Source organism: Burkholderia sp. S171, from assembly GCF_009766085.1.
Classification (GTDB): Bacteria; Pseudomonadota; Gammaproteobacteria; order Burkholderiales; family Burkholderiaceae; genus Caballeronia.
This window is the reverse complement of the sequence record NZ_LMUF01000064.1, coordinates 241,202-261,714: the sequence shown is the minus strand read 5'-3', so window position 1 is coordinate 261,714 and position 20,513 is coordinate 241,202. Positions and strand designations below refer to the sequence as shown.

At 57.6% G+C, this 20,513-nt stretch carries 15 protein-coding genes; 4 read left to right on the top strand and 11 right to left on the bottom strand.

All coding sequences use genetic code 11. The annotated features are described in order from the left end of the window. Window positions 1-40: 40 nt before the first annotated feature. On the bottom strand, window positions 41-1,828 hold the full coding sequence (locus GSQ93_RS36005) for a thiamine pyrophosphate-binding protein (RefSeq protein ID WP_158940852.1): 1,788 nt from the start codon (window positions 1,826-1,828) through the stop codon (window positions 41-43). Between the two features lie 454 nt (window positions 1,829-2,282). Continuing rightward, the gene (locus tag GSQ93_RS36000; RefSeq protein WP_158940850.1) at window positions 2,283-3,110 is read right to left on the bottom strand and encodes a MipA/OmpV family protein; all 828 of its coding nucleotides are present in this window, start codon (window positions 3,108-3,110) and stop codon (window positions 2,283-2,285) included. Between the two features lie 222 nt (window positions 3,111-3,332). Between GSQ93_RS36000 and GSQ93_RS35995 the strand changes: the two genes are divergently transcribed. The 3 genes from GSQ93_RS35995 (at window position 3,333) to GSQ93_RS35985 (ending at window position 7,336) form a co-directional block, all read left to right on the top strand. Further along, window positions 3,333-4,055: a response regulator gene (locus GSQ93_RS35995; protein WP_158940848.1), complete on the top strand. Its 723-nt coding sequence runs from the start codon at window positions 3,333-3,335 to the stop codon at window positions 4,053-4,055. Then, window positions 4,052-5,437: a HAMP domain-containing sensor histidine kinase gene (locus GSQ93_RS35990; protein ID WP_158940846.1), complete on the top strand. Its 1,386-nt coding sequence runs from the start codon at window positions 4,052-4,054 to the stop codon at window positions 5,435-5,437. The genes GSQ93_RS35995 and GSQ93_RS35990 overlap by 4 nt, the downstream gene beginning before the upstream one ends. A gap of 222 nt (window positions 5,438-5,659) precedes the next feature. Continuing rightward, complete coding sequence (locus GSQ93_RS35985) at window positions 5,660-7,336, top strand: electron transfer flavoprotein-ubiquinone oxidoreductase (protein WP_158940844.1); 1,677 nt, start codon at window positions 5,660-5,662, stop codon at window positions 7,334-7,336. Window positions 7,337-7,433: 97 nt separating this feature from the next. Here GSQ93_RS35985 and GSQ93_RS35980 read toward each other — a convergent pair whose 3' ends face one another. Next, complete coding sequence (locus tag GSQ93_RS35980; protein ID WP_158940842.1) at window positions 7,434-8,174, bottom strand: LuxR C-terminal-related transcriptional regulator; 741 nt, start codon at window positions 8,172-8,174, stop codon at window positions 7,434-7,436. A gap of 738 nt (window positions 8,175-8,912) precedes the next feature. Between GSQ93_RS35980 and GSQ93_RS35975 the strand changes: the two genes are divergently transcribed. After that, complete coding sequence (locus GSQ93_RS35975) at window positions 8,913-9,668, top strand: TetR/AcrR family transcriptional regulator (RefSeq protein ID WP_158940840.1); 756 nt, start codon at window positions 8,913-8,915, stop codon at window positions 9,666-9,668. A gap of 131 nt (window positions 9,669-9,799) precedes the next feature. On the opposite strand, the gene GSQ93_RS35970 is transcribed toward GSQ93_RS35975, so the two are convergent. The 8 genes from GSQ93_RS35970 to GSQ93_RS35935 all read right to left on the bottom strand — a co-directional run bounded on the left by GSQ93_RS35970 (window position 9,800) and on the right by GSQ93_RS35935 (window position 20,509). Further along, on the bottom strand, window positions 9,800-10,921 hold the full coding sequence (locus GSQ93_RS35970) for an aminomethyltransferase family protein (protein WP_158940838.1): 1,122 nt from the start codon (window positions 10,919-10,921) through the stop codon (window positions 9,800-9,802). Between the two features lie 15 nt (window positions 10,922-10,936). After that, a complete protein-coding gene (locus GSQ93_RS35965) occupies window positions 10,937-11,896 on the bottom strand; it encodes an electron transfer flavoprotein subunit alpha/FixB family protein (RefSeq protein ID WP_158940836.1) in 960 nt (319 codons plus the stop codon). Window positions 11,897-11,919: 23 nt separating this feature from the next. Beyond that, a complete protein-coding gene (locus GSQ93_RS35960) occupies window positions 11,920-12,669 on the bottom strand; it encodes an electron transfer flavoprotein subunit beta/FixA family protein (protein WP_158940834.1) in 750 nt (249 codons plus the stop codon). 62 nt (window positions 12,670-12,731) lie between these two features. Then, entirely contained in the window at window positions 12,732-13,622 is an 891-nt protein-coding gene (gene folD, locus GSQ93_RS35955) for a bifunctional methylenetetrahydrofolate dehydrogenase/methenyltetrahydrofolate cyclohydrolase FolD (RefSeq protein ID WP_158940832.1), read from the bottom strand. A gap of 38 nt (window positions 13,623-13,660) precedes the next feature. Beyond that, complete coding sequence (purU, locus tag GSQ93_RS35950; RefSeq protein WP_216857731.1) at window positions 13,661-14,530, bottom strand: formyltetrahydrofolate deformylase; 870 nt, start codon at window positions 14,528-14,530, stop codon at window positions 13,661-13,663. Window positions 14,531-14,593: 63 nt separating this feature from the next. Further along, on the bottom strand, window positions 14,594-16,648 hold the full coding sequence (locus GSQ93_RS35945) for an FAD-dependent oxidoreductase (protein WP_158940828.1): 2,055 nt from the start codon (window positions 16,646-16,648) through the stop codon (window positions 14,594-14,596). Between the two features lie 58 nt (window positions 16,649-16,706). Continuing rightward, window positions 16,707-19,172 (bottom strand): FAD-dependent oxidoreductase, encoded by a 2,466-nt coding sequence (locus GSQ93_RS35940; protein ID WP_158940826.1) that lies wholly within the window; start codon window positions 19,170-19,172, stop codon window positions 16,707-16,709. A 56-nt stretch (window positions 19,173-19,228) separates the two neighbouring features. Further along, window positions 19,229-20,509, bottom strand: a complete 1,281-nt coding sequence (locus GSQ93_RS35935; RefSeq protein ID WP_158940825.1) for a Tm-1-like ATP-binding domain-containing protein — start codon at window positions 20,507-20,509, stop codon at window positions 19,229-19,231. Window positions 20,510-20,513 lie beyond the last annotated feature (4 nt).

The following is a 20,513-nucleotide window of genomic DNA, read 5'->3' as shown; positions in this document are numbered from 1 at the left end:
AGTCTCCAATTCGATCTCAAAGTCGAGCTGACCGACCGGCTCATTCGGTCTTGGATCTCGTCATGCCTGACGACATGGACGGGCTGTATCCCGGATCCACGCGCACGTCCACCACGACGGTCTTTCCATCAAGCAGAGCACTCACAGCTTGCGCTAAAGCTGCGTCAAGATCCGTCGCGCGCGCGACCGGCCCGATGCCGACAAGGCCCTGCCCCCTGGCGATCATGGCGAGATCCGGCTCCGGATCCGCGATGCGTTGGCCGATCCAGCGATTCTCGACCGGGCGGTGCCGATCCTTCGCCACGCGCTCCTGATGCAGCTCGTCGTTGAAGAAGGAACGGTTGTTCGCAACGATGACGAGCAAGGGTATCCGCGCGTTGGCAGCGGTCCACAGTGCGGTCACGCCCATCATGTAGTCGCCATCGCCAATCACGGCAACCGGCAGGCGGCCGCTGCCCTTCAAGGCAAGTGCCGCGCCGACGGCCATCCCCGGACCTGATCCAATTCCGCCGCCACCGTCGTAGCCGAGATAATCAAGAGGATGGCGGAAGTCCCACATGTCGCCACTCCAGCCAAGAGGCAACCGGATAAGACAGACGTCGTGGCCGGCTGTGGCACGCCGCAGCGATTGCGCCATGAAGGCAATGCTCATTGACTCACCGGACCTTGATACGTTTTCTCGAGGCGCCACCTTCGCGGGCACGGGCACCGCGCGCTTCGGTAGCGCCTCGCATAGAAGCGCGACGACCGGATCAGGTTCCGACATCATATAAAGGTCGACCGGTGCAAGCCCCTGATGATCCATGGACCAACCGTTATGGATATATTGATCCACCGATACCTGGATGACGCGACTCCCCACCACGTCCTCACCCCACGCCTGCCTGAGCGTCCCTGCAAGATCGACCCAGTCCAGACTCAGGACAACATCGGCGGATCTCAACTCGGCGGCTGCAGCGGGCGAGAGAAAGAACCCGGGCGCGGCGACATGCAGCGGATGGTCAGTCGGAAATGCCGCTCCTACCTTCAGGTCCGTCAACACCCGCGCACCTAGTGCTTCAGCAAGTGCGACGCGGTGCCGCCACGCGGTTTCGTCACGCGACACTCGCCCCATCAGGATCACCGGCGAACGCGCCTCTGCAAGCCATGCGAGCGCCTTGCAGAGGTCCGCTTCCGATGGCCGCGCGGAGGTTGCCGGCAAGTAACGCGCCGGGTCGGGAAGAACCGGTTGATTACTTAATTCGGTCTCCTGAAGCGCCGCGTCGAAACACACGTAGGTCGGGCCGTTCGGCGCAGTGCGGGCGATTTGCGCAGCACGCAGCAGAGCCTCGAACGCAGCCGGGACCGAGGCCGGTTGCGCGTCCCACTTCGTAAAATTTCGCACGAGCGCACCCTGATCCTGCGCGGTATGAAGCCAGTCAATCCAGGGGCGACGCAGCGCGGCATCGACAGGCCCGGTAGCGCCCAGCACGAGCACGGGCACACGGTCGGCCCAGGCGTTGTAGATCGCCATCGACGCGTGCATCAGCCCGACGTTGCTATGCACGATCGCGCCGAGCATCTGCCCCGTTACTTTCGTATAACCGTGTGCGATGGCAATCGCGTGCTCTTCGTGCAGCACTACAATCATCTGCGGATTGTGATTAGCAAGATAATTCACCAGACTGTCGTGCAGTCCGCGAAAGCTTGCGCCCGGATTGAGCAGCACATACGGGATGTCCAACTTGCGCAACATCTGTGCGATCGCGTCGCTACCCCAGACAACACTACTATCCTCGGAGGGCACCGGTATGTCCCTTCGGACGGCAGCGCGGTCTACGTCACTCATCAATATGGCCTCGTTCAAGTTGAAGTCGCTTTCGGCGCGTTTCGCTAAAAACCTCCCGATCAAGCCTCAAGCTCTCGACGGCGACTATATGACCGTGAATCGTATTGATCAATCTTGAATGTAGAATCAACCTAGGATGACGGTGAAGTAAATGTGAGTGCCAGAGGGGAAGCCATCCTTTTCTTCGAATGGAGCATGGCTATTCGTTTGGAGTACTCCGAAGTTTTCGACGTCTTCGAGTCATTGCCCTTTTGTCTCGAGTGAAAATGCTGTCCAGAGGGTACAGATAGACGAGCAAGGCGTTGGTATTCAGCGCTACGTATATGACTGTTGCTGAAGCGACAACGAACGCACTGTTTGTCGGCGATGCTTCTGCAGCAGGACATCGAACCCGACGCCCTGCTGATCAGCTGCTCGCCACAGCAGATAGTGCTCCGGCAATTTGACGAGAGGGTCAGAAATGGTAACTGGCAAATGCGCCATAGAAGATCTGGCTTTTCTTTTCGACCACCGGACTGTCGCCGGTGTTGCCCTGCAGACTGGATGCGCTCACGAGCCCCCTGACGTCCCAGTGCTTTGTCAGTTCGTAACTTGCGCCTACGGAGAATCGGACGCTGGAGATGCCTGATCCGGGGCTGTACTGCCGCAGGCCCGACTGTGAGCTTTGCTGGGCGTCCACGCCATAGTATGTTTGCTCATACTGGCTGCTTGCCCATGTAAGCCCCGGCCCGGCGGTGAACGTCAAACGATTCGTTGGCGTATATTTCGCTTCCAGATCGAGCTTTGCGATGGTTCCCTGGTGTTTGCCGCCAATGTCGGTCAGGACGCTGCTGCGCGCCCCGAACCACCCCAGTGTGTAGTTCACGAATATGCCTGCATGCGCTGTTCGATCGATGTCGCCTAGGCCCTGCAAATGAGCGTCGTCCGATTCGCGGCGGGGCGTCAGAAGGTCATAGGACACCACGGCGCCGATCCGCCAATGGCTGTCGCGATACAAATAGGCGCCGAGCCCGAGGGGGGTTCCGCTATCGGGCGACGCACCGAAGAAGAAGCGGCCGTAGCTCGCGCTCAGCAGTGGCACCGGTTCGTACCTGCGATTGCTCGAGCCTGGATATTTTGGCTCGCTGATCGCGCCTACGCCCACCACGAAGCGCCACGCATCGGGCGCAGGCACAGTCGGAGTAACAGGCGTGCCGGAGTCGGCCATGGCGTTGGTCAGGGGCAACCCGATCGCCATGGAGATGAAGAAATGAGTACGGAAAGACAGTCTGGAAGTGTGCATCGGCGGGTCCGTGTGGATGAAATCGCCGGTGATTTAACCGCAGTAAAGTAAGCGTAATGTGTGCAATCAAGGGAGGTTTGTAACGCAATCTTGCGCACGTTCGTCGTGCAACACTACGTTACAAATCGGCGTCGTGTGAACGTGCAAGCACGGTATAAAAGCGCGTGTACCGAGTCGGGCCAGGCGGCCGTGGATTTTTTTTGAGGGCATCGCAGATTTACTATGGAACGCCAAGAGACCATCCTGATTGTCGACGACGACTCCGAGATCCGGCGCTTGTTATCCGATTACCTGACTCAAAGCGGTTATGTGGCAAAGGTGGCGGCCGATGGCCGGGACCTGCTCAAGGTCATCGAACGCTCGGCTGTGAATCTGATCGTGCTCGATCTCATGATGCCCGGCAAGGACGGTCTGATGCTATGCCGTGAAGTGCGAGCCCGATCAGATGTGCCCATCATCATGCTGACATCGCGGGGCGAACTCGTCGATCGGATTATCGGTTTGGAGATGGGCGCGGACGATTATTTGCCGAAGCCGTTCGACCCCCGGGAGCTGTTGGTCAGGGTGCAGGCGGTGCTGCGTCGCGCGAAAGGCAGGTCGATCGATGTGCGCGACGACAGCGTGCAGAGCATAGAATTCGCGGGCTGGCAGCTGGATACGGTTGCACGGCACCTGACTTCGCCCGACGGCGTGCTGATCGCGTTGAGCGGCGCCGAGTATCAGTTGCTCCGCGTTTTCCTGGACCATCCGAGTCGCATACTGACCCGCGATCGATTGACGACCCTCCTCATGGGCAAGGAGGCCGATCCGTTCGAGCGTGCCGTCGACGTGCGGGTCAGCCGCCTGCGTCAGCGTCTTCTGGAAGATGCACGTGAGCCGCAAATCATCAAGACTGTTCGTAGCGAAGGCTACTTGCTGGCAGTCACCGTGAAATATTGCCCATGAAGTTCATCTCTCCCCGCACGCTGTCTGGACGCATCATATGGACTGTGATGCTTGGCCTGGCGATGTGGTCAGCTTTCGACCACATCGGCTGGAAAAACGAGCGCAGCCGTCTGTTGCTCGAAATCCCGGCCCGTCTGGCAGCTGCGCATATTGCCCAGACCGTACGGACGATCAATAGTCTTCCAGGAGAAGACGCGAATCGCGCGGTTCAGGCACTGAGCCGGCCGGGGTTTTCCTTGTCGTGGCGCAATGCCGCGTCGCCGCCGGAACACAGCGAGAAGTCCGCAACGGAGTCGCAGCAACTTGTGGCGCGGGCCATTCGTGCCAATTTCGACGGGCCGCTCGAGTTGAAGGTGTTGAACGCGCGTCAGTTTCAGGCGCCCGATTCGCGGGGCCTGATTTTTAAGCTAGACGGCTTGCAGTGGCAACGTGGAGAATTTAGCGTTCAGGTCCGAATGGACGATGGCAGATGGCTGAATATCGATTGTGAAGAGGGAGAAGGTGGCCTTAGCATTTCGCCATGGTGGGCGTTCTTTCGCTGGGGCGTGCCGTTTGTCGTATTCAGTTCCATGCTCGCCTGTCTCGTCAGGATAGCGATGCGGCCGTTGAGGGCGTTTGCGGCCGCAGCCGACGATCTCGCGCAAAATATCAACCGCTTGCCGCTGACCGTCGCGGGACCACTGGAACTGCGTAATGCAATTCAAGCGCTGAATAATCTGCAGCGCAAGCTGCTCGACTATGTTGGCGAGCGGACCCGCATTCTGGCGGCCGTTTCCCACGACCTCAAGTCGCCGATTACCCGTCTTCGGCTTCGCGCCGAAATGCTTCAAGACGATGACTTGAGGCAACGCTTTCGCGCCGACCTGCTTGAAATGGAAACGCTCGCGAACGAAACGCTTGAGTTCATGCGGGGCATCGAAGTTCGGGAACCGGTACGACCCATCGACGTCAATGCGCTTCTCGACGTGGTCCAGTCGGATGCCATGGAAGCAGGCGGAGAGATATCGATTAGTGGTGCCGCGACGCGTCCTTTGCCCGGCTATGCACGCAGCCTCAAGCGTTGCTTATCGAACCTCGTCGATAACGCTGTGCGCTATGGTGAACGCGCACGGATTCTCATACGGGACGAGAGCGACATGCTCGAAATCGTCGTCAGCGACGATGGCCCCGGGATACCCGTCGATCACCTGAGCCGTGTATTCGAGCCGTTTTATCGTGTTGAAGAGTCACGCAGCCGGGCTACCGGCGGCTCAGGGCTGGGACTCAGCATTGCCCAGAACATCGTGCTTGCGCACGGCGGCACACTCACGCTGAAAAACGGGGGCGAGCGCGGGCTTGAGGCAACTTTGCGCTTTCCGCGGCGACGTGACTGCCACGCATGATCTTGCAGTGCCCCTCATGGCTCAACGGGCGTTGACCTGTTGACAGGATTTTGTCGCGTTAAGACCAGCGGGTAGTATTCGCGGCTGACAACGGCTTCCCTGTCTTGATACCTTCGCTGCCGTCATTATTCAGCCTTACGGCTGATTGCCCTACTCATCGACACGCTAGAGAATCAACGCGGAGAATATGTCCTCGTTGAACATTGTCTGGTAAGGGTGCAGATGGCAAGCGAAATCGACTACCGTGAACAGTATGGGGCCCGCGATTCAACGCTATACGACGTGGTGATCGTCGGTGGCGGCCCTGCGGGCCTGTCCGCGGCGATCCGCCTGAAACAGCGGGCGCAGGAACAGGGTGTTGATGTCAGCATCTGCGTACTTGAAAAAGGCTCGGAGCTCGGGGCGCACATACTCTCCGGCGCAATCATGGACCCGCGCGCGTTGAACGAACTGATCCCCGACTGGAAGGTAAAGGGCGCGCCGCTCACCGTGGACGTGACCGAAGACCGCTTCCTGTTCTTGTCGCAAGGCAGTGCGAAGAGCGTGCCGAACTGGGCGCTGCCGGATAACTTCAAGAATCACGGCAATTACGTGATCAGCTTGGCCAATGTCACGCGCTGGCTAGGGCAGCAGGCTGAGGCGCTAGGCGTAGAAATCTTCCCGGGCTTTCCGGCCGCCGAGATTTTGTACAACGACGACGGTTCCGTTAAGGGTGTTGCGACCGGCAACCTGGGTATCGGCAAAGACGGCCAGCCCACCGAGAACTTCCAGCTCGGCATGGAGCTGCACGCCAAATACACGCTGTTTTGCGAAGGTGCACGTGGGCATCTGGGCCGTCAATTAAACGACAAGTTCAAGCTGCGCGATGGCGTCGATCCGCAGGTCTACGGCATTGGTATCAAGGAACTGTGGGAGATTGATCCGGCGAAGCATAAGCCCGGCCTGGTGATCCACACCGCCGGCTGGCCGCTCGACTCGGATACCTACGGCGGCTCGTTCCTTTATCACATGGACAACAACCAGGTGATGGTGGGTTTCGTGGTGGGCCTCGGCTATTCCAACCCATATCTTTCGCCGTTTGAGGAATTCCAGCGCTACAAGACGCATCCGGCGATCCGCACGTTCCTCGAAGGCGGTAAACGCGTCTCGTATGGCGCCAGGGCGATTACCGCCGGCGGCCTGATGTCGCTGCCGAAACTCGTGTTCCCGGGCGGCGCGCTGGTCGGCGACGATGCTGGCTTCCTGAACACGTCGCGCATCAAGGGTTCGCATGCGGCGATCAAGACCGCCATGCTGGCCGCTGACGCCGCGTTCGAAGCGCTGCAGGCGGGCCGTCAGGGGGACGTGCTGAACGCCTACCCGGAAGCCTTCAAGACCTCATGGCTATACGACGAGCTTTACCGGGCCCGCAACTTCAAGCAGTGGATGAGCAAGGGCCTGTACCTTGGGACGCTGATGGTGGGGATCGAGCAGAAGCTGCTTGGCGGCAACGTGCCGTGGACGCTCCATCACCAACATTGGGATCACGAGATGCTCAAACCAGCATCGCAGTGCAAACCGATCGCGTATCCGAAGCCTGACGGCAAGCTGACCTTCGATCGGATCTCCTCAGTTTTCATCTCGAACGCCAATCACGAAGAGAACCAGCCGGCTCACTTGACGCTGAAAGATCCGACGGTGCCGGTGAACGTGAACCTCAGCACCTATGCGGGCCCCGAATCGCGCTATTGCCCGGCGGCCGTGTATGAGTTCGTGAAGGACCAGGATGGCAGCGATCGGCTGGTGATCAACGCGCAGAACTGCGTGCACTGCAAGACCTGCGATATCAAGGATCCAACGCAGAATATCGTGTGGGTCACGCCCGAGGGCGGCGGCGGCCCTAACTATCCAAATATGTAGTGCACGGATTGCCGGATCCTCTGGCGATGCGGTCGAACGATCGAGACTCTATTCTCTCAGCAGCCGAGCAGCTCATTCTCAAACACGGCGAATGGACTCAATGCGCTTCGTATTCGGAGATCATTGAAACCAGGCTGGCCCGGTTAGGAGCCCCGACCTTTTCGAATATTTTGAGGACATGGGACTTCACCGTCGCCACGCTGATATGCAGCGTTTCGGCGATGCAATTGTTTGTCTGGCCGGACGTTAAAAGTTCCACGACGTCGAGCTCCCTTGGAGATAGCAAAAAGGACTTCGAGAGGTCTTCCCGGAACTCCGATTTACTCCGTCCCGTGAAGCCACGCAGGTTGTACTCGATGTACGGGTGCATCGCGTCCACGACGGCCGCGACCTGCGCAGGGTCATCGCCCCGGCGTAAGAGCAGACTGATCCCGCCGAGAACTCGCGTGTCGCTACGAAAAATCGTCTCGACAATATCCTCGTACCCATGCGCTTTTAGAAATCGTACGTAGTGCTGGTCTTCCGGCGTTGCTGAACGCGTGAACGCGTTGCTCAAGATAGATGCCCGGTCCATCGCACAGGTGACACGGTGATATTCGAACGGGTCGAATTTGCACATGCCCGCCTTATATTCCCTATGGAATGCCTCCGGCACGTCCAGCCGACGAAACTTGCAATTTTCGTGGCCCTGATCGATTACATAGAATGCCAACGACCTGGTGTGGGTCATTCGTGCGACGAATTCCATCGTCTCTTCTATGAATCGCATATCGATAGGCGCGCGCTCTGAGCGAGAACGATTCAGCACGTCGGTACTAAGAGTCGGATTGAGCTTCATTTAGCAGTCTTCCCAGTTTGTTGTACGACGACGGGCGTGCGCTCCTGAGCCAGACCGCGAAGCAGGATCCCACTCCACTGCCCCCTGGTGTCGCCCACGGCACCCACTCGGACCGGTCGACTCGCTGCTACTCAGCAGATCAACATGGACGATGATTTATCACAGGTAAAAAAACAGTCCCATGCCCAGAGCAGTCACCAGCGCCTATCTTTCGATTCCACTGATCCATATAACTATGTCACGTGACCTAATTATATTTATAGCTCAGCAAAATATCGACCGCAAGTAGGTGCAAGCCCTTTTCGAGTCCGCTTGCTTTCGAAGCTGTAAGACATGATCACTCCCCTAAGTCCAGCATTGCGATCAAGTACGGGGGAAGACATCCTCATTGCAAGCGCGTCCAAGTGTGAGGAATATAAGTTGTCATACGTCAGCGGGCGTTTAATTCTTCTAAACTAGGTTGTATGACCTATATTTCCTGTTCACCCAGTCAACGGCGCTGGTTTCCGGTTCGGTTATCGCGATGGCTGCACTGCATCGTCCATGAGGCGTCAGCTTCACGTTAACGGATGCGTAGCTGTTGGCAAGATAAGGAAGACAACTGGCGCTACACAAACCTCTATCAAGGGACGAAAATGGACGAGGCCGGGTAGGCCATGCTTGTACGAACTTGGTCATCCGACCGACAATGATATCCTCTGACAACCACCAATTTGCGCGGTTCGCCCGCAACAAACCATGCCCAGAGAGACGCTCACTCGCGAGGACCGGAAGCAGGGTCCATTAGCGAAAATCGAAACGACGCATCAAGGAATCCCCCCGCCCGAACCAGGTCGCAAAAGCGGCAAACGCGGGTTGACCGAGCGAGGACGCTACGCCGTCGAACGCATCCTTAAGTGTGCTACCGATATTTTTGTCGCGGAAGGCTACGGCGAAATGAGCATGCGCAAGGTCGCCTCGAGTGCCGGCATAGCCCTATCCAATCTGCAGCATTACTTCCCTACCCGTGAGGAATTATTCGCTGCAATCATGCGACAAACATCGGCTGAATATTCGGAGACCTATGACAGTATTAGAAACGACTATTCGCTCACGCCCGAGGAACGACTAGAAAAAATTGTCCGAATTCTGATCGAGGCCGATAAACAACCTCGAACCCAAAGTCTGTTTATCAACATGTGGGCGCTGGCGCAATCTCATGACTTTGCGCGTCAGATTATGGATGAAGCGTATGTATTCCAACGAAAGATGATTCGTGGTTTTCTCGAAGGGGTCAACCCGGACTTGCCACCGCTGGAACTCTCGTGCCGAGCGGCGCTGATAACCTGTCAGATCGAAGGCCTGATCCTTTTGATACCCCAACGCAATCGCTTTCCGTCGGACGTCAGGGGAATCGAGGACGAAGCTGTCAGGGCAGTCTTGGCACTCGCCCAGGCGGGAAGCTCGCGGGGAACCGTTCAGAAGACCAGGTCCCGTAAGAGTGATCGCGTATAAATGCCTGTCGCCCTAGCCGTCGCGTGACGTTCACCCGAGCAATAACCTGATCCTTGGTGTCATGGTAGTTGCCGCCTCTGAACTAAGAGATCAGAGGCGTATCCACGCGTATTTGCTCACAGAGTGAAGAACTACGCGGTCAACCGTTTGCGGCCCGGATCATAGGGTGCGCGCCCAAGGACGGTACCGGTGACGTTCCCGGAGGCATCGGCGCGCGCTATTTCGACCTTGGTGCCTTCCGACGCCAGTTCTGATGGAAGGTAAGCGAAGGCAAACGTCCTGCCCAGATGGAAGCCGGGATCTCCGGAGGTCACTACGCCAACCTCTTCTCCGTTATGGAATACCTTCTCACCGTGAACAATCGGATTGATGGCCCCCGTGTCGATGAGCCGAAGTTGCGGAGTCACGTTGTTCGCCACTACCTTATCCAATGCGGCACGACCCATGAAATCACGATCATCAAATCGAACGGTCCAACCCAAACCAGCCGACAGCGGGTTCGTCTTTTCGTTGATGTCCAGTCCGTACAATAGGTACGCCTTTTCGATTCGCAACGACCGCATGGTTTTCATACCGCAAGGACGAATGTCGAATCGCTTGCCTGCCTCCGCAATGGCATCCCAGACATACTCTGCATATTCGACAGGGAAAAAGAGCTCGTACCCAAGCTCTCCGGAATAGCCTGTGCGCGATATCATCGCGTCCGGGACTTCCCCCACCCTCCCGCGCGTAAACGTGAAATATTTCAGTGCCTGCGCGGACAGATCAGTATCCGTCAGAGATGCCAGCAATTCACGAGAGTCCGGCCCCTGGATAGAGAGATAGGCATTCGAATACGCGAGATTGGTGACCGTGACGTTCGCCGCTCCAATCAACAGACTCACTGCCTCTACGACAACCTGTACGCGCGAAGGAGTGGGAGAAAGCCAATACCGGTCGCCGCTAAAGCGAAAGCACGTCAGATCATCGATGATCCCACCTGCTTCGTTGCATATGGAACTATAAATAACGTCACCATCGGCCATCCTGCGTACGTCGTTCACAAGGGCACGCATCAACAACCGCTCAGCGTCTTTCCCTTTGATTTCTACGCCCACCTGATAATAGACGTCAAACATTCCCACCCGCTCACGGACCGCCTTGTGCTCATCCGCGATCGATGAAAAGAAGTTCGGCGTGGCGAAGCCACCGCGATCCTGCAATGTGGCCCCAGCCGCCACGAGCTTGTGATAGTAAGGTGTATGTTTCAGCATTTTTACTCCACGAGATTAACCCAGTTCCTGCACCAGTAACGGCACTACCGCGAAGAGGTCGCCCTCTACGCCGTAGTCGGCCACGCTGAATATCGGCGCTTCCGGATCCTTGTTGATCGCCACGATGACCTTCGAATCCTTCATGCCGGCCAGATGCTGGATCGCACCCGAGATGCCCACCGCGACATACAGTTGCGGCGCGACGATCTTGCCCGTCTGGCCCACCTGATAGTCGTTCGGCACGAACCCTGCATCCACGGCCGCACGTGACGCGCCCAGCGCTGCGCCAAGCTTGTCCGCCAGCGGCACCAGAACTCTGGTGTAGTTTTCACCGTTGCCCAGGCCGCGCCCCCCCGACACAATGATCTTCGCCGAGGTCAGTTCGGGGCGGTCCAGCTTCGTCACTTCACGGCTCACGAACTGTGACAGGCCGCTGTCGGCTGCCGCTTCGATCTTCTCGATCGCTGCACTGCCGCCTTCTGCTTCCACCGGCTTGAAACCGGTGGTGCGCACCGTGATGACCTTGATCGGGTCTGACGATTGCACCGTGGCGATCGCATTGCCCGCGTAGATCGGGCGCTCGAACGTGTCCGGACTGTCCACTGCGGTGACATCGCTGATCTGCGCGACATCCAGCTTCGCAGCGATACGCGGCGCGATGTTCTTGCCGTAGGCGGTCGCTGGCGCGAGGATGTACGAATAGTGCTTCGCCGGGGCTTGCACTAGTGTCAGCACGGTAGCTTCAATGTTTTCCGCCAGGCCGGCTGCGAGTTGCGATGCGTCGGCCAGCAGCACCTTGCTCACGCCCGCGATCTTTGCTGCAGCTTCAGCCGCGCCTTGCGCGTTGTGACCCGCGACCAGCACATGAATATCGTGACCGGTCAGTGTCGCGATGACCGCCGCAGCCGCTATCGTATTGAGCGTCGAAGCCTTCACCGACACGTTGTCGTGTTCCGCAATTACCAGAATCGTCATTTCGTCCATCTCCTGCGTTATCTTTAAAGCACCTTGGCTTCGGTCTTCAGCTTCTCGACCAGCGTCTTCACATCAGCGACCTTCACGCCGGCGCTGCGCTTCGGCGGCTCGACGACTTTCAGCGTCTTCAAACGCGGGCTCACATCGACACCGAGGTCTTCGGGCGTCAGGACATCGAGCGGTTTTTTCTTGGCCTTCATGATGTTGGGCAGCGTCACATAGCGCGGCTCATTGAGGCGCAGGTCCGTTGTCACGACCGCCGGCAGCGTCAGCGATAACGTTTCCGTGCCACCGTCCACTTCACGCGATACGATCGCCTTGCCATCAACAACCACGACCTTCGAAGCAAATGTCGCCTGCGGCAAATTCGCAAGAGCCGCCAGCATCTGGCCAGTCTGGTTCGAGTCGTCGTCTATCGCCTGCTTGCCCAGGATCACCAACTGCGGCTGCTCCTTGTCGACCAGCGCTTTTAGCAACTTGGCGACCGCCAGCGGCTGCAGGTCCTCGTCAGACTCGATCAGGATCGCGCGGTCTGCGCCGATCGCCAGCGCCGTACGTAATGCCTCCTGACACTGCGTCACACCTGCCGACACCGCGATCACTTCTGTCACCACGCCCAATTCTTTCAGACGCACAGCCTCTTCCACGGCGATCTCATCGAAAGGGTTGACTGACATCTTGACGTTGTTCAAATCGACGCCGGAACTGTCGGCTCGCACGCGCACCTTTATGTTTGAGTCTGCAACGCGCTTAACAGCAACCATCACTTTCATACACCCATCCTCAACGTCGGTTGTTCTAGATTTGCGCCATTACATTGCACTCGAGCTCGCGCTCAGAAATCTGCTGTTGCGGGCAACCCGTGGATCCTGGCAGCGGCAAGGTAAGTGTTCACCAGCAGACAAGCGATGGTCATTGGCCCGACGCCACCCGGCACCGGCGTAAGTGATCCAGCGACTTGCACTGCTTCGTCAAACGCGACATCGCCGACCAAGCGGTGCCCTTCCCCGTCAGTTTTGGGAACACGGTTGATACCTACATCAATGACGCAGGCGCCCGGCTTGATCCAGTCACCCTTCACGATCTCGGGCCGTCCGACGGCGGCCACCAGAATGTCCGCGGTACGTGCAATCGCCGGCAAATCCCGGGTTCGAGAATGGGCAATCGTTACCGTGCAGCTACTGGCCAGAAGCAGTTGCGCCATCGGCTTTCCGACGATGTTGGAACGACCGATCACGACCGCGTTCATTCCCGCAATGCCACCCAGCGCGTGCTTGATCAACATCATCGATCCCATTGGCGTGCAGGGAACAATGCCACCTTCTCCGCTTGCAACCCGGCCGACGTTCTCCGGGTGGAAGCCGTCCACATCCTTGCTCGGCAGGATGCTCTCGATCACCAGCTTGTCCGCGATATGTTTTGGCAGCGGTAGCTGAACCAGAATGCCGTGCACAGTCGGATCGCCGTTGAGCTTTCCAATCAACGACAAAAGCTCAGCCTCGCTGACGGTAGGCGGCAGCTTGTGTTCGAACGACTGCATGCCGACTTCGACTGTTTGTCGAGCCTTGTTTCTTACGTACACCTGACTGGCAGGATCCTCGCCAACGAGAACCACGGCCAAACCCGGCACTACCTGATGTTCCCTTTTTTGCTTTTCTATCAACACCGCAAGCTTCTCCCGGATCGTTTGGGAGAAACCCTTTCCATCAATCAGTTTTGCCGACATAGCGTTCTCTTTCCGGTTTCGTCTGGCAACGCCAGTGACTATGAGAAGACAATGGTTTTATTCCCATCGAGGAACACCCGATCCTCCAGATGCAGACGCACCGCTCGAGAAAGCACCTGACATTCCACGTCCCGGCCCATCGCCTGCATTTCGGCGACCGAGTAACGGTGATCTACCCGACGGATGTCCTGCTCAATGATTGGGCCTTCATCCAGTTCGCCGGTCACATAGTGCGACGTTGCTCCTATCAGCTTTACCCCGCGCTTGTGCGCCTGCGCGTAGGGTGAGCCCCCCTTGAAACTGGGCAGGAACGAATGGTGGATGTTGATACAGTTGCCGTGCAACTCGCGAGCGATGTCGTCACTGAGAATCTGCATATAGCGAGCAAGAACAATCAGTTCAGCCTTTTTCTCAGATATGACTGCGCGCAGCGCGCCCTCCTGCTGAGTCTTTGTTTCCGGCGTGATCGGCATATGGAAGAAGCTGAGACCGTACCGATCCGCGATTGGCTTCAGGCTCTCGTGATTAGATACGATTGCAGCAATGTCCATGTTCAACTCACCAGCCTCCCAGCGATACAACAAGTCGCGAAGGCAATGGTCGAACTTGGACACCATCAAAAGCACTTTGTACGGGCGGTCCGTCCGCCGGACAGACCACTCCATACTGAAACGCTCGGCTAGCTTGTCGAAGCCGAACAGCATGTCGCGATCGTCATCAGTGATTTTTCCGCTTACTCGAAAGACGCAACGAAGGAAGAATCGCTCGGTTTCGTCGTCGTCGTACTGCGACATCTCGTTGATGTAGTAATTATGTGCCGCCAGGTAACCGCTAATTGCCGCGACGATTCCCGTCGCGGCCGGACTGGTAACCCGCAGGGTGTAGGTATTGGGTTGTTTCGTGCTCAGGGTCATTTTAGTTTCTCAACTAATGTGGCAAACGTAAGCGCGTCGACGGACGCACGCAACTGTCTAAAGTACCGCTCGCTCGCGCAGGAAAGATTCGGCTCGCCGTTCTTCCCCTAACTCACGCGCGTAGGCTGCACCGGAGTAGACGGCGGCAGCCACCGTTCCCGGTGCTAATGCATCGCCGATCAGGTCAACAGATTCGATGCCTGCATCTCGCCAATCCAGTCGACGAGCGGTGAGTTGATCCATTAGTTGACGATCTGGCTCTCTCAACGTGACGGGTACAAACGTGCCACAGGGGATGTACTGCTCCTTTCGCCCGCTTGCCAGAAGCAACGCGCCGTCACCTGCCGCTTTCACCTTGCTCTTTGTGATGCACTTGATACCCGCGTCTTCCAGACGCTCTTCCAGCCGCCTGAGTTCCAAGGTGTAATACGACCATTGGGAAACGTCGGCAAGCGGTGTGACGAGCGTGACGTCATGGCCTTTCGCTCTTATCCACTCTGCAACTGCATGCCCGACGTAGTAGTGGTCATCGTCATAGACAACGATAGGGCCCTTGAGATGTGCCCCGGCCATTACTGCCTCCGGAGAGAGAACGTGGATTGAATCAAGCGCCGCGATTCCATCCGGTGTCGCAGGCCCCGTCCCATCTGTTCTCCAATGCGCGCCGGTGGCCAGGACAACGCGCTGCGCGCCGAACTGCAGAATGTCCTCAACGCCAACAGGTGAGCCGCGATATATCTGCACGTTACTCATCCGCTCGAGTTGATAAGTACGATAGTCGCGGACACGCGCCAGGGTCTGCGCACCTGGGAGCCGGGATTCCCAGGCGATGCGCCCGCCAAGGTGACCCTCCCGATCAACTATCGATACTTCGACCCCGCGCTGAGCAAGTGTTAGTGCTGCCTCAAGTCCCGCAGGGCCGGCGCCTACAATGAGCGTGGCTTTGTCATCAGATAGTCTCTTGAGCTTCTCGGGATGCCACACCTTGCGCCACTCTTCACCGATCGTGGCGTTTTGTGTGCAGCGGATCGGAACCCCATACATTTCTGTCGAAGCGCATACGTTGCAACCAATGCACTCGCGAATCTCCTCGACGCGGCCGGTCCTGATCTTTTCAGGCATAAACGGGTCGGCGATGGAAGGCCTGGCAGCACCTATGAAGTCGATCAACCCTTTATTGATGCGCGATACCATCGCATCAGGTGAAGTGAATCGGCCAACGCCAACCACGGGTTTTGTCGTCAGCTTCTTCACGAAATCAATGTACTCGTCCTGGAATCCCTCCTCGGAAAAGCGCGCCGTTGAAGAATCGAAGGACCACGGGCTTACATTCACGTCCCAGAGGTCCGGCAATTCACCCAGTGCCTCGATGACCGCGCGGCCTTCTTCAGTCGCTGAGATGCCGCCAGTAAAGTCGTGAACCGCGAAGCGCACGGCGACCGCACAACGTCCCGCCGTTTCTTCGACCGTGTCCTCAATCAACTCCTTCAAAAGCCGCATCCGGTTCTCGAGCGAGCCGCCGTATTCGTCAGTTCGCTTGTTATATCGACGAGACAAAAAATGAAGCGGCAGCGCCCTGTCGTGAGCGGCGTAGACATAGACGATGTCGTAGCCCGCCGCCACGGCCCGTCCGACTGCTCGACGATGCGCCGCTCGAAACGCCTGGATGTCCGCAATTGTCATGGGCATTGATTGCGTTGGAACATATGACGACGTGCACTTCAGACTTCCAGGTCCCAATGCGGGCACCCGGCTGTACAGATTGCGCGCACCGAGACCCAAGTGAGCCAGCTCGACCGCCGCAAGGGCACCGTGCTTATGGATTTCCGCCGTCGCCAGACGGTGACACGCCACGTCGTGGTCATCCCAGAGGCGATCATTCTGATGACCCATCATGTCTGATGTCTCGTCGATCTCACAGACGCCTGTACACACGACGGCCCATCCGCCCTCGGCTTTCATTCCCCGAAGCGCCGCAGTCGCGTGTGGCTGGGCGAAACCCATCCCGGCACTGTGCGCGACAGCAAAAAAACGGTTCTTGGCTCTAACCGGTCCGATGTTCATCGGGCTGAACAAAACTTCATAGCGGCTATCGACAGTTTCGTCAGTCATGTTTGCTCCGACATAACGTTATCTCTTTCAAACAGGAATTCATCAACGAAAGTTGTCCTCAAGCCTTCAATCTTTCGCTTTTCGGATCATAGAAAGATGCGTACTGCAGATCAATGGCATGCTTGACGCCAGCGACCTCAACCTCAAATCCACCTTCCTTCAGATAATCGACCGTCACACCGCCCTCTCTTCGGATAGAGGCCATGCCGAGCGACGCGCCGATGCGGAATCCCCATGCGCCGGACGTGATATAGCCCACGATCTTCCCCGCCTTCCATACAGGTTCACTGCGCATGAGGAACGGACCGTCTTCGAGCGTTGCACCGGGGACCCGGGCGTTGACAAGCCGATTTTCAAGCGACCCGGAGTTCAGTTGATTTTGCAGCGCCTCTTTCCCGACAAATGAAGCCACCTTTTCCATCGCTACCGCGAATCGCAAACCGGCCTCAAATGGTGTGTCATCCTCACCGATATCGTGACCGAAATGCACGAAGCCTTTTTCAAGCCGGCAGTGCCCCATGGCGAAGAAGCCAGCATGGATGAGGCCATGCAACTCACCTACTTTCTGGATTTCATCGTAGATATGGCGGCACAGGTCCGTCGACGGGTAGATTTCGTAGCCCAATTCGCCAAAAAAAGAGCGGCGAAGCACCCACGCACGGCCATAACCAACGTCGATCTCCTGCGCTGTGCCGAAAGGGAACGCTTCATTTGAAACGTCCGCGTCCGATAGCGCTTGAAGAATTTGCCGGGACTTCGGTCCGGTTATGGAGAACATGCCGAATTGGCTGGTTACGTCCAATATCGACACGTCGAGTGCCGGATCGACACGCGATTTGAACCATGCCCGATCGCGCTCCTGACTAGGATGCCCAGTCACGATGAAGAAATCCGTTTCGGACTGCCGTGTAATCGTAATGTCTGCTTCAATTCCGCCGCGCTCGTTCAACCATTGTGTGTAGACCGATTGACCCACCGGGACATCAACCTCATTGGCTGACACAGCGTTTAACGCTCGAACCGAGTCACGGCCAGTGACGAGAAGCTTTGCGTAACAGCTTTGGTCGACGAAGATAGCTGCATCCCGAGCGGCGATACACTCACGCTCAACGAAGGGGAACCACTCCTGATAACCAAAGCTTGCGTTATGAGGTAAGCGCGCACCCTCCTCGCCGTAATAAAGAGCAATCTCCCAGCCTGCCCGCTCTCCCATTACCGCACCCGCGCTCACGAGCTTGTCGTGGACCGGCATGTGCCGCACGCCGCGCGCCGTTTCGAACTGATGTCCCGGCCAGTGAAGGGTCATGTGAAGTCCGATGGATTCGACCATACGATCACGCAAGTAACGGGTATTCGACTGGAAACGCATTGCTCGCTGAGCATGCAATGTACCCATACCCACCGGCGGAAGTCCGCGTATCAACCATTCGGCCATGACCTTCCCGGCACCGCCGGAAGAAAGGATCCCGTTTGAGTTATAGCCTGCAGAAATAAACAGGCCGTCGACACCGGAAGCAGGTCCCATATACGCGCGCCCGTCCGGCGTGAAGCTTTCCGGTCCGCAAAAGAAAAGCTGAATACCCGTCTCGGCCAGCGCCGGCACCCGTTCGAATGCCTTTTCCAGCAACGGTTCCATATGCTCCATGTCAGGGGGAATTTCGTCGAAGGAGAATGACGCCGGAATCTCGCCTGACGGCGGCCATGCCTTACCTTTCGCCTCAAATCCGCCTATGAGGAGCTTGCCCGCATCCTCCTTGTAGTACGCGCGTTCATCCGCGACTGTCAGGACTGGCGTTGCCCGGTCAAGACCTGGCATGCTCTCCGTGACAATATAAAAGTGCTCGGCAGCGTGGAGCGGCACAGAAACACCAAAGCGCTTAGCGAACTTATGCGTCCACATCCCACCCGCAATCAATACCCGTTCGCATGCGATATCGCCCTTCAATGTCTTTACGCCCACCACCTTCCCATCGCGGATAATCAGGTCTTCAACCGGCGTGTTCTCGAAGGCCTTCGCGCCCCGCAGCTTTGCGCCCTTGATTAGCGCGTTCGTAACGTCCAGCGGATTGACTTGGCCATTCGACGGAACGATCATGCCGCCAAGAACGTCATCGACCCGTAGCAGCGGCCAGCGCTCCTGAATTTCGTCAGGTGTCAGGTAGTGTGCAGGTACCCCAAGTCTCTTCGCGGCTGACACCGCACGCTTGACCAGTTCGTGCCGTTGCGGATTGAGCGCAATGGTCATCGAACCGTTTTCCTTGTAGCCCGTTCCCTGGCCGGTTTCGGCCTCCAGAGACTTGAACAGGTTGGTCGTGTATTGCGCCAGTTCTGTTTGCGCTTTCGAGTCCCGGAGCTGACCAACAATGCCGGCGGCGTGCCAGGTAGTCCCCGACGCGAACTTGTCCCGCTCCAGCAAGACAACGTCTTCCACGCCGGCCTTGGCCAGATGATAGAGGGTCGATGCGCCGATAATGCCACCACCAATTACAACGACTCGAGCGCGCTCAGGAAGCATATCCGTCATTATCAATAACTCCGTTTTGCCAAACTTGCGACCAGGAAACCGGTCGATTTGCTGTATCAACCGACAGGTCGAAATGTGGCCACCGCAGCCTCACGCCGCGTTCCCACTGGAATTTTTCCTTGGGCCACCCACTGGTCAAACACGGTGATAGCCATATCCACGAATGCGTCATCGTTGATGTGACAATCCATTTCATGCAGATCAACCGGCGCTTTCACTGTCAGCCGGACCTCATCCACGAATGCCGAGAGACCAACCGGGTCGTGCAAGGGCTGACCAGGGCGGTCCCACTGCTGGATTCCCTTGATAGGCAGCAAAAAGGTTGTGGGACCAACCGCTTTATTGAGCTTTTCCGCAAAAAGTCTGGCGGTCGCACGACGTTCCTCAGGGGTCATCGTGACTGACGCAATAAGACGGTTGTGCGCGTGATAGGGACGTCCTTCGTATTCCTTGGGAAGCGGCTTCCACGTCTGCACATCAATCATGTCGCTCGCGCCAGGCGCCACGATCTGAGGTATGCCAAGCCGACCCGCTGCTTCCAGGCGAGAGCGCCCAGCGGTCACCACCGATCCGTGCACCTCGTTACCTAGCTCACATAAAGCAAAATCGAATACGGCGACAAATTCGTTTTGTGCGATCAACGACTCCATCGCACGACCGCCCATACCCGTGCAGTGAAAGACGACCGGCTCATATCCGCGCTCTTCCAGCTCCACGGTCAGGCGAACCATGTAGCTCAAGCAGGACTTCCCGAGTGAGCCGATCGCAATTCGGGGACGATCGGACTGCGGTTTGACGATCGCCCGGCAAGCGCCAAGGACGGCACCCGCTGCCTGGCTAAGAACGGCTTTACAGACGCCGTTCAGACCGAACAGACCACCCGCCCACAGGATCATCATCAAGTCCGGCGCCAGCCGCTCGGGTGGAATCAGGTGCGAATACGCAACCGTTGACACAACGAACTTAGGCAGGCCGAGCGGTAGCGCCGCTGCGACATCGAGCGCCAGATCGGTTCCCATTGTTCCGCCCAAGGCCAACACGCCGTGTATCTGACCGGCTTTGTATCGTTCCAGGGCAATTGCGACGGCGCCGATCGCCATGGCCGACATGGCTTCATTTTCGTCACCGAGTGCCGCGATCTTTTCAAGCGTCGACCCGGCGGCGACAGCTATCTCGCGATTCGTGATCTCGGGTTTGAACGGGGCAGAACCCAGCACGCCAACGTCCATGACCACTGCAGTTGATCCTTGCGACTCAATGCATTGCTTCATGAAAAGCAACTCGTCCGCCTTCGTGTCCGCTGTACCGATCAGCAAGATCGTGAGATCCGAAGCCATTGCG

What these genes read in the sequence shown, in the direction of transcription:
- GSQ93_RS36005 (WP_158940852.1), bottom strand. Translation starts at nt 1,828, where the DNA reads ATGAGTGACGTAGACCGCGCTGCCGTCCGAAGGGACATACCGGTGCCC.
- GSQ93_RS36000 (WP_158940850.1), bottom strand. Translation starts at nt 3,110, where the DNA reads ATGCACACTTCCAGACTGTCTTTCCGTACTCATTTCTTCATCTCCATG.
- GSQ93_RS35995 (WP_158940848.1), top strand. Translation starts at nt 3,333, where the DNA reads ATGGAACGCCAAGAGACCATCCTGATTGTCGACGACGACTCCGAGATC.
- GSQ93_RS35990 (WP_158940846.1), top strand. Translation starts at nt 4,052, where the DNA reads ATGAAGTTCATCTCTCCCCGCACGCTGTCTGGACGCATCATATGGACT.
- GSQ93_RS35985 (WP_158940844.1), top strand. Translation starts at nt 5,660, where the DNA reads ATGGCAAGCGAAATCGACTACCGTGAACAGTATGGGGCCCGCGATTCA.
- GSQ93_RS35980 (WP_158940842.1), bottom strand. Translation starts at nt 8,174, where the DNA reads ATGAAGCTCAATCCGACTCTTAGTACCGACGTGCTGAATCGTTCTCGC.
- GSQ93_RS35975 (WP_158940840.1), top strand. Translation starts at nt 8,913, where the DNA reads ATGCCCAGAGAGACGCTCACTCGCGAGGACCGGAAGCAGGGTCCATTA.
- GSQ93_RS35970 (WP_158940838.1), bottom strand. Translation starts at nt 10,921, where the DNA reads ATGCTGAAACATACACCTTACTATCACAAGCTCGTGGCGGCTGGGGCC.
- GSQ93_RS35965 (WP_158940836.1), bottom strand. Translation starts at nt 11,896, where the DNA reads ATGACGATTCTGGTAATTGCGGAACACGACAACGTGTCGGTGAAGGCT.
- GSQ93_RS35960 (WP_158940834.1), bottom strand. Translation starts at nt 12,669, where the DNA reads ATGAAAGTGATGGTTGCTGTTAAGCGCGTTGCAGACTCAAACATAAAG.
- folD (WP_158940832.1), bottom strand. Translation starts at nt 13,622, where the DNA reads ATGTCGGCAAAACTGATTGATGGAAAGGGTTTCTCCCAAACGATCCGG.
- GSQ93_RS35945 (WP_158940828.1), bottom strand. Translation starts at nt 16,648, where the DNA reads ATGACTGACGAAACTGTCGATAGCCGCTATGAAGTTTTGTTCAGCCCG.
- GSQ93_RS35940 (WP_158940826.1), bottom strand. Translation starts at nt 19,172, where the DNA reads ATGACGGATATGCTTCCTGAGCGCGCTCGAGTCGTTGTAATTGGTGGT.
- GSQ93_RS35935 (WP_158940825.1), bottom strand. Translation starts at nt 20,509, where the DNA reads ATGGCTTCGGATCTCACGATCTTGCTGATCGGTACAGCGGACACGAAG.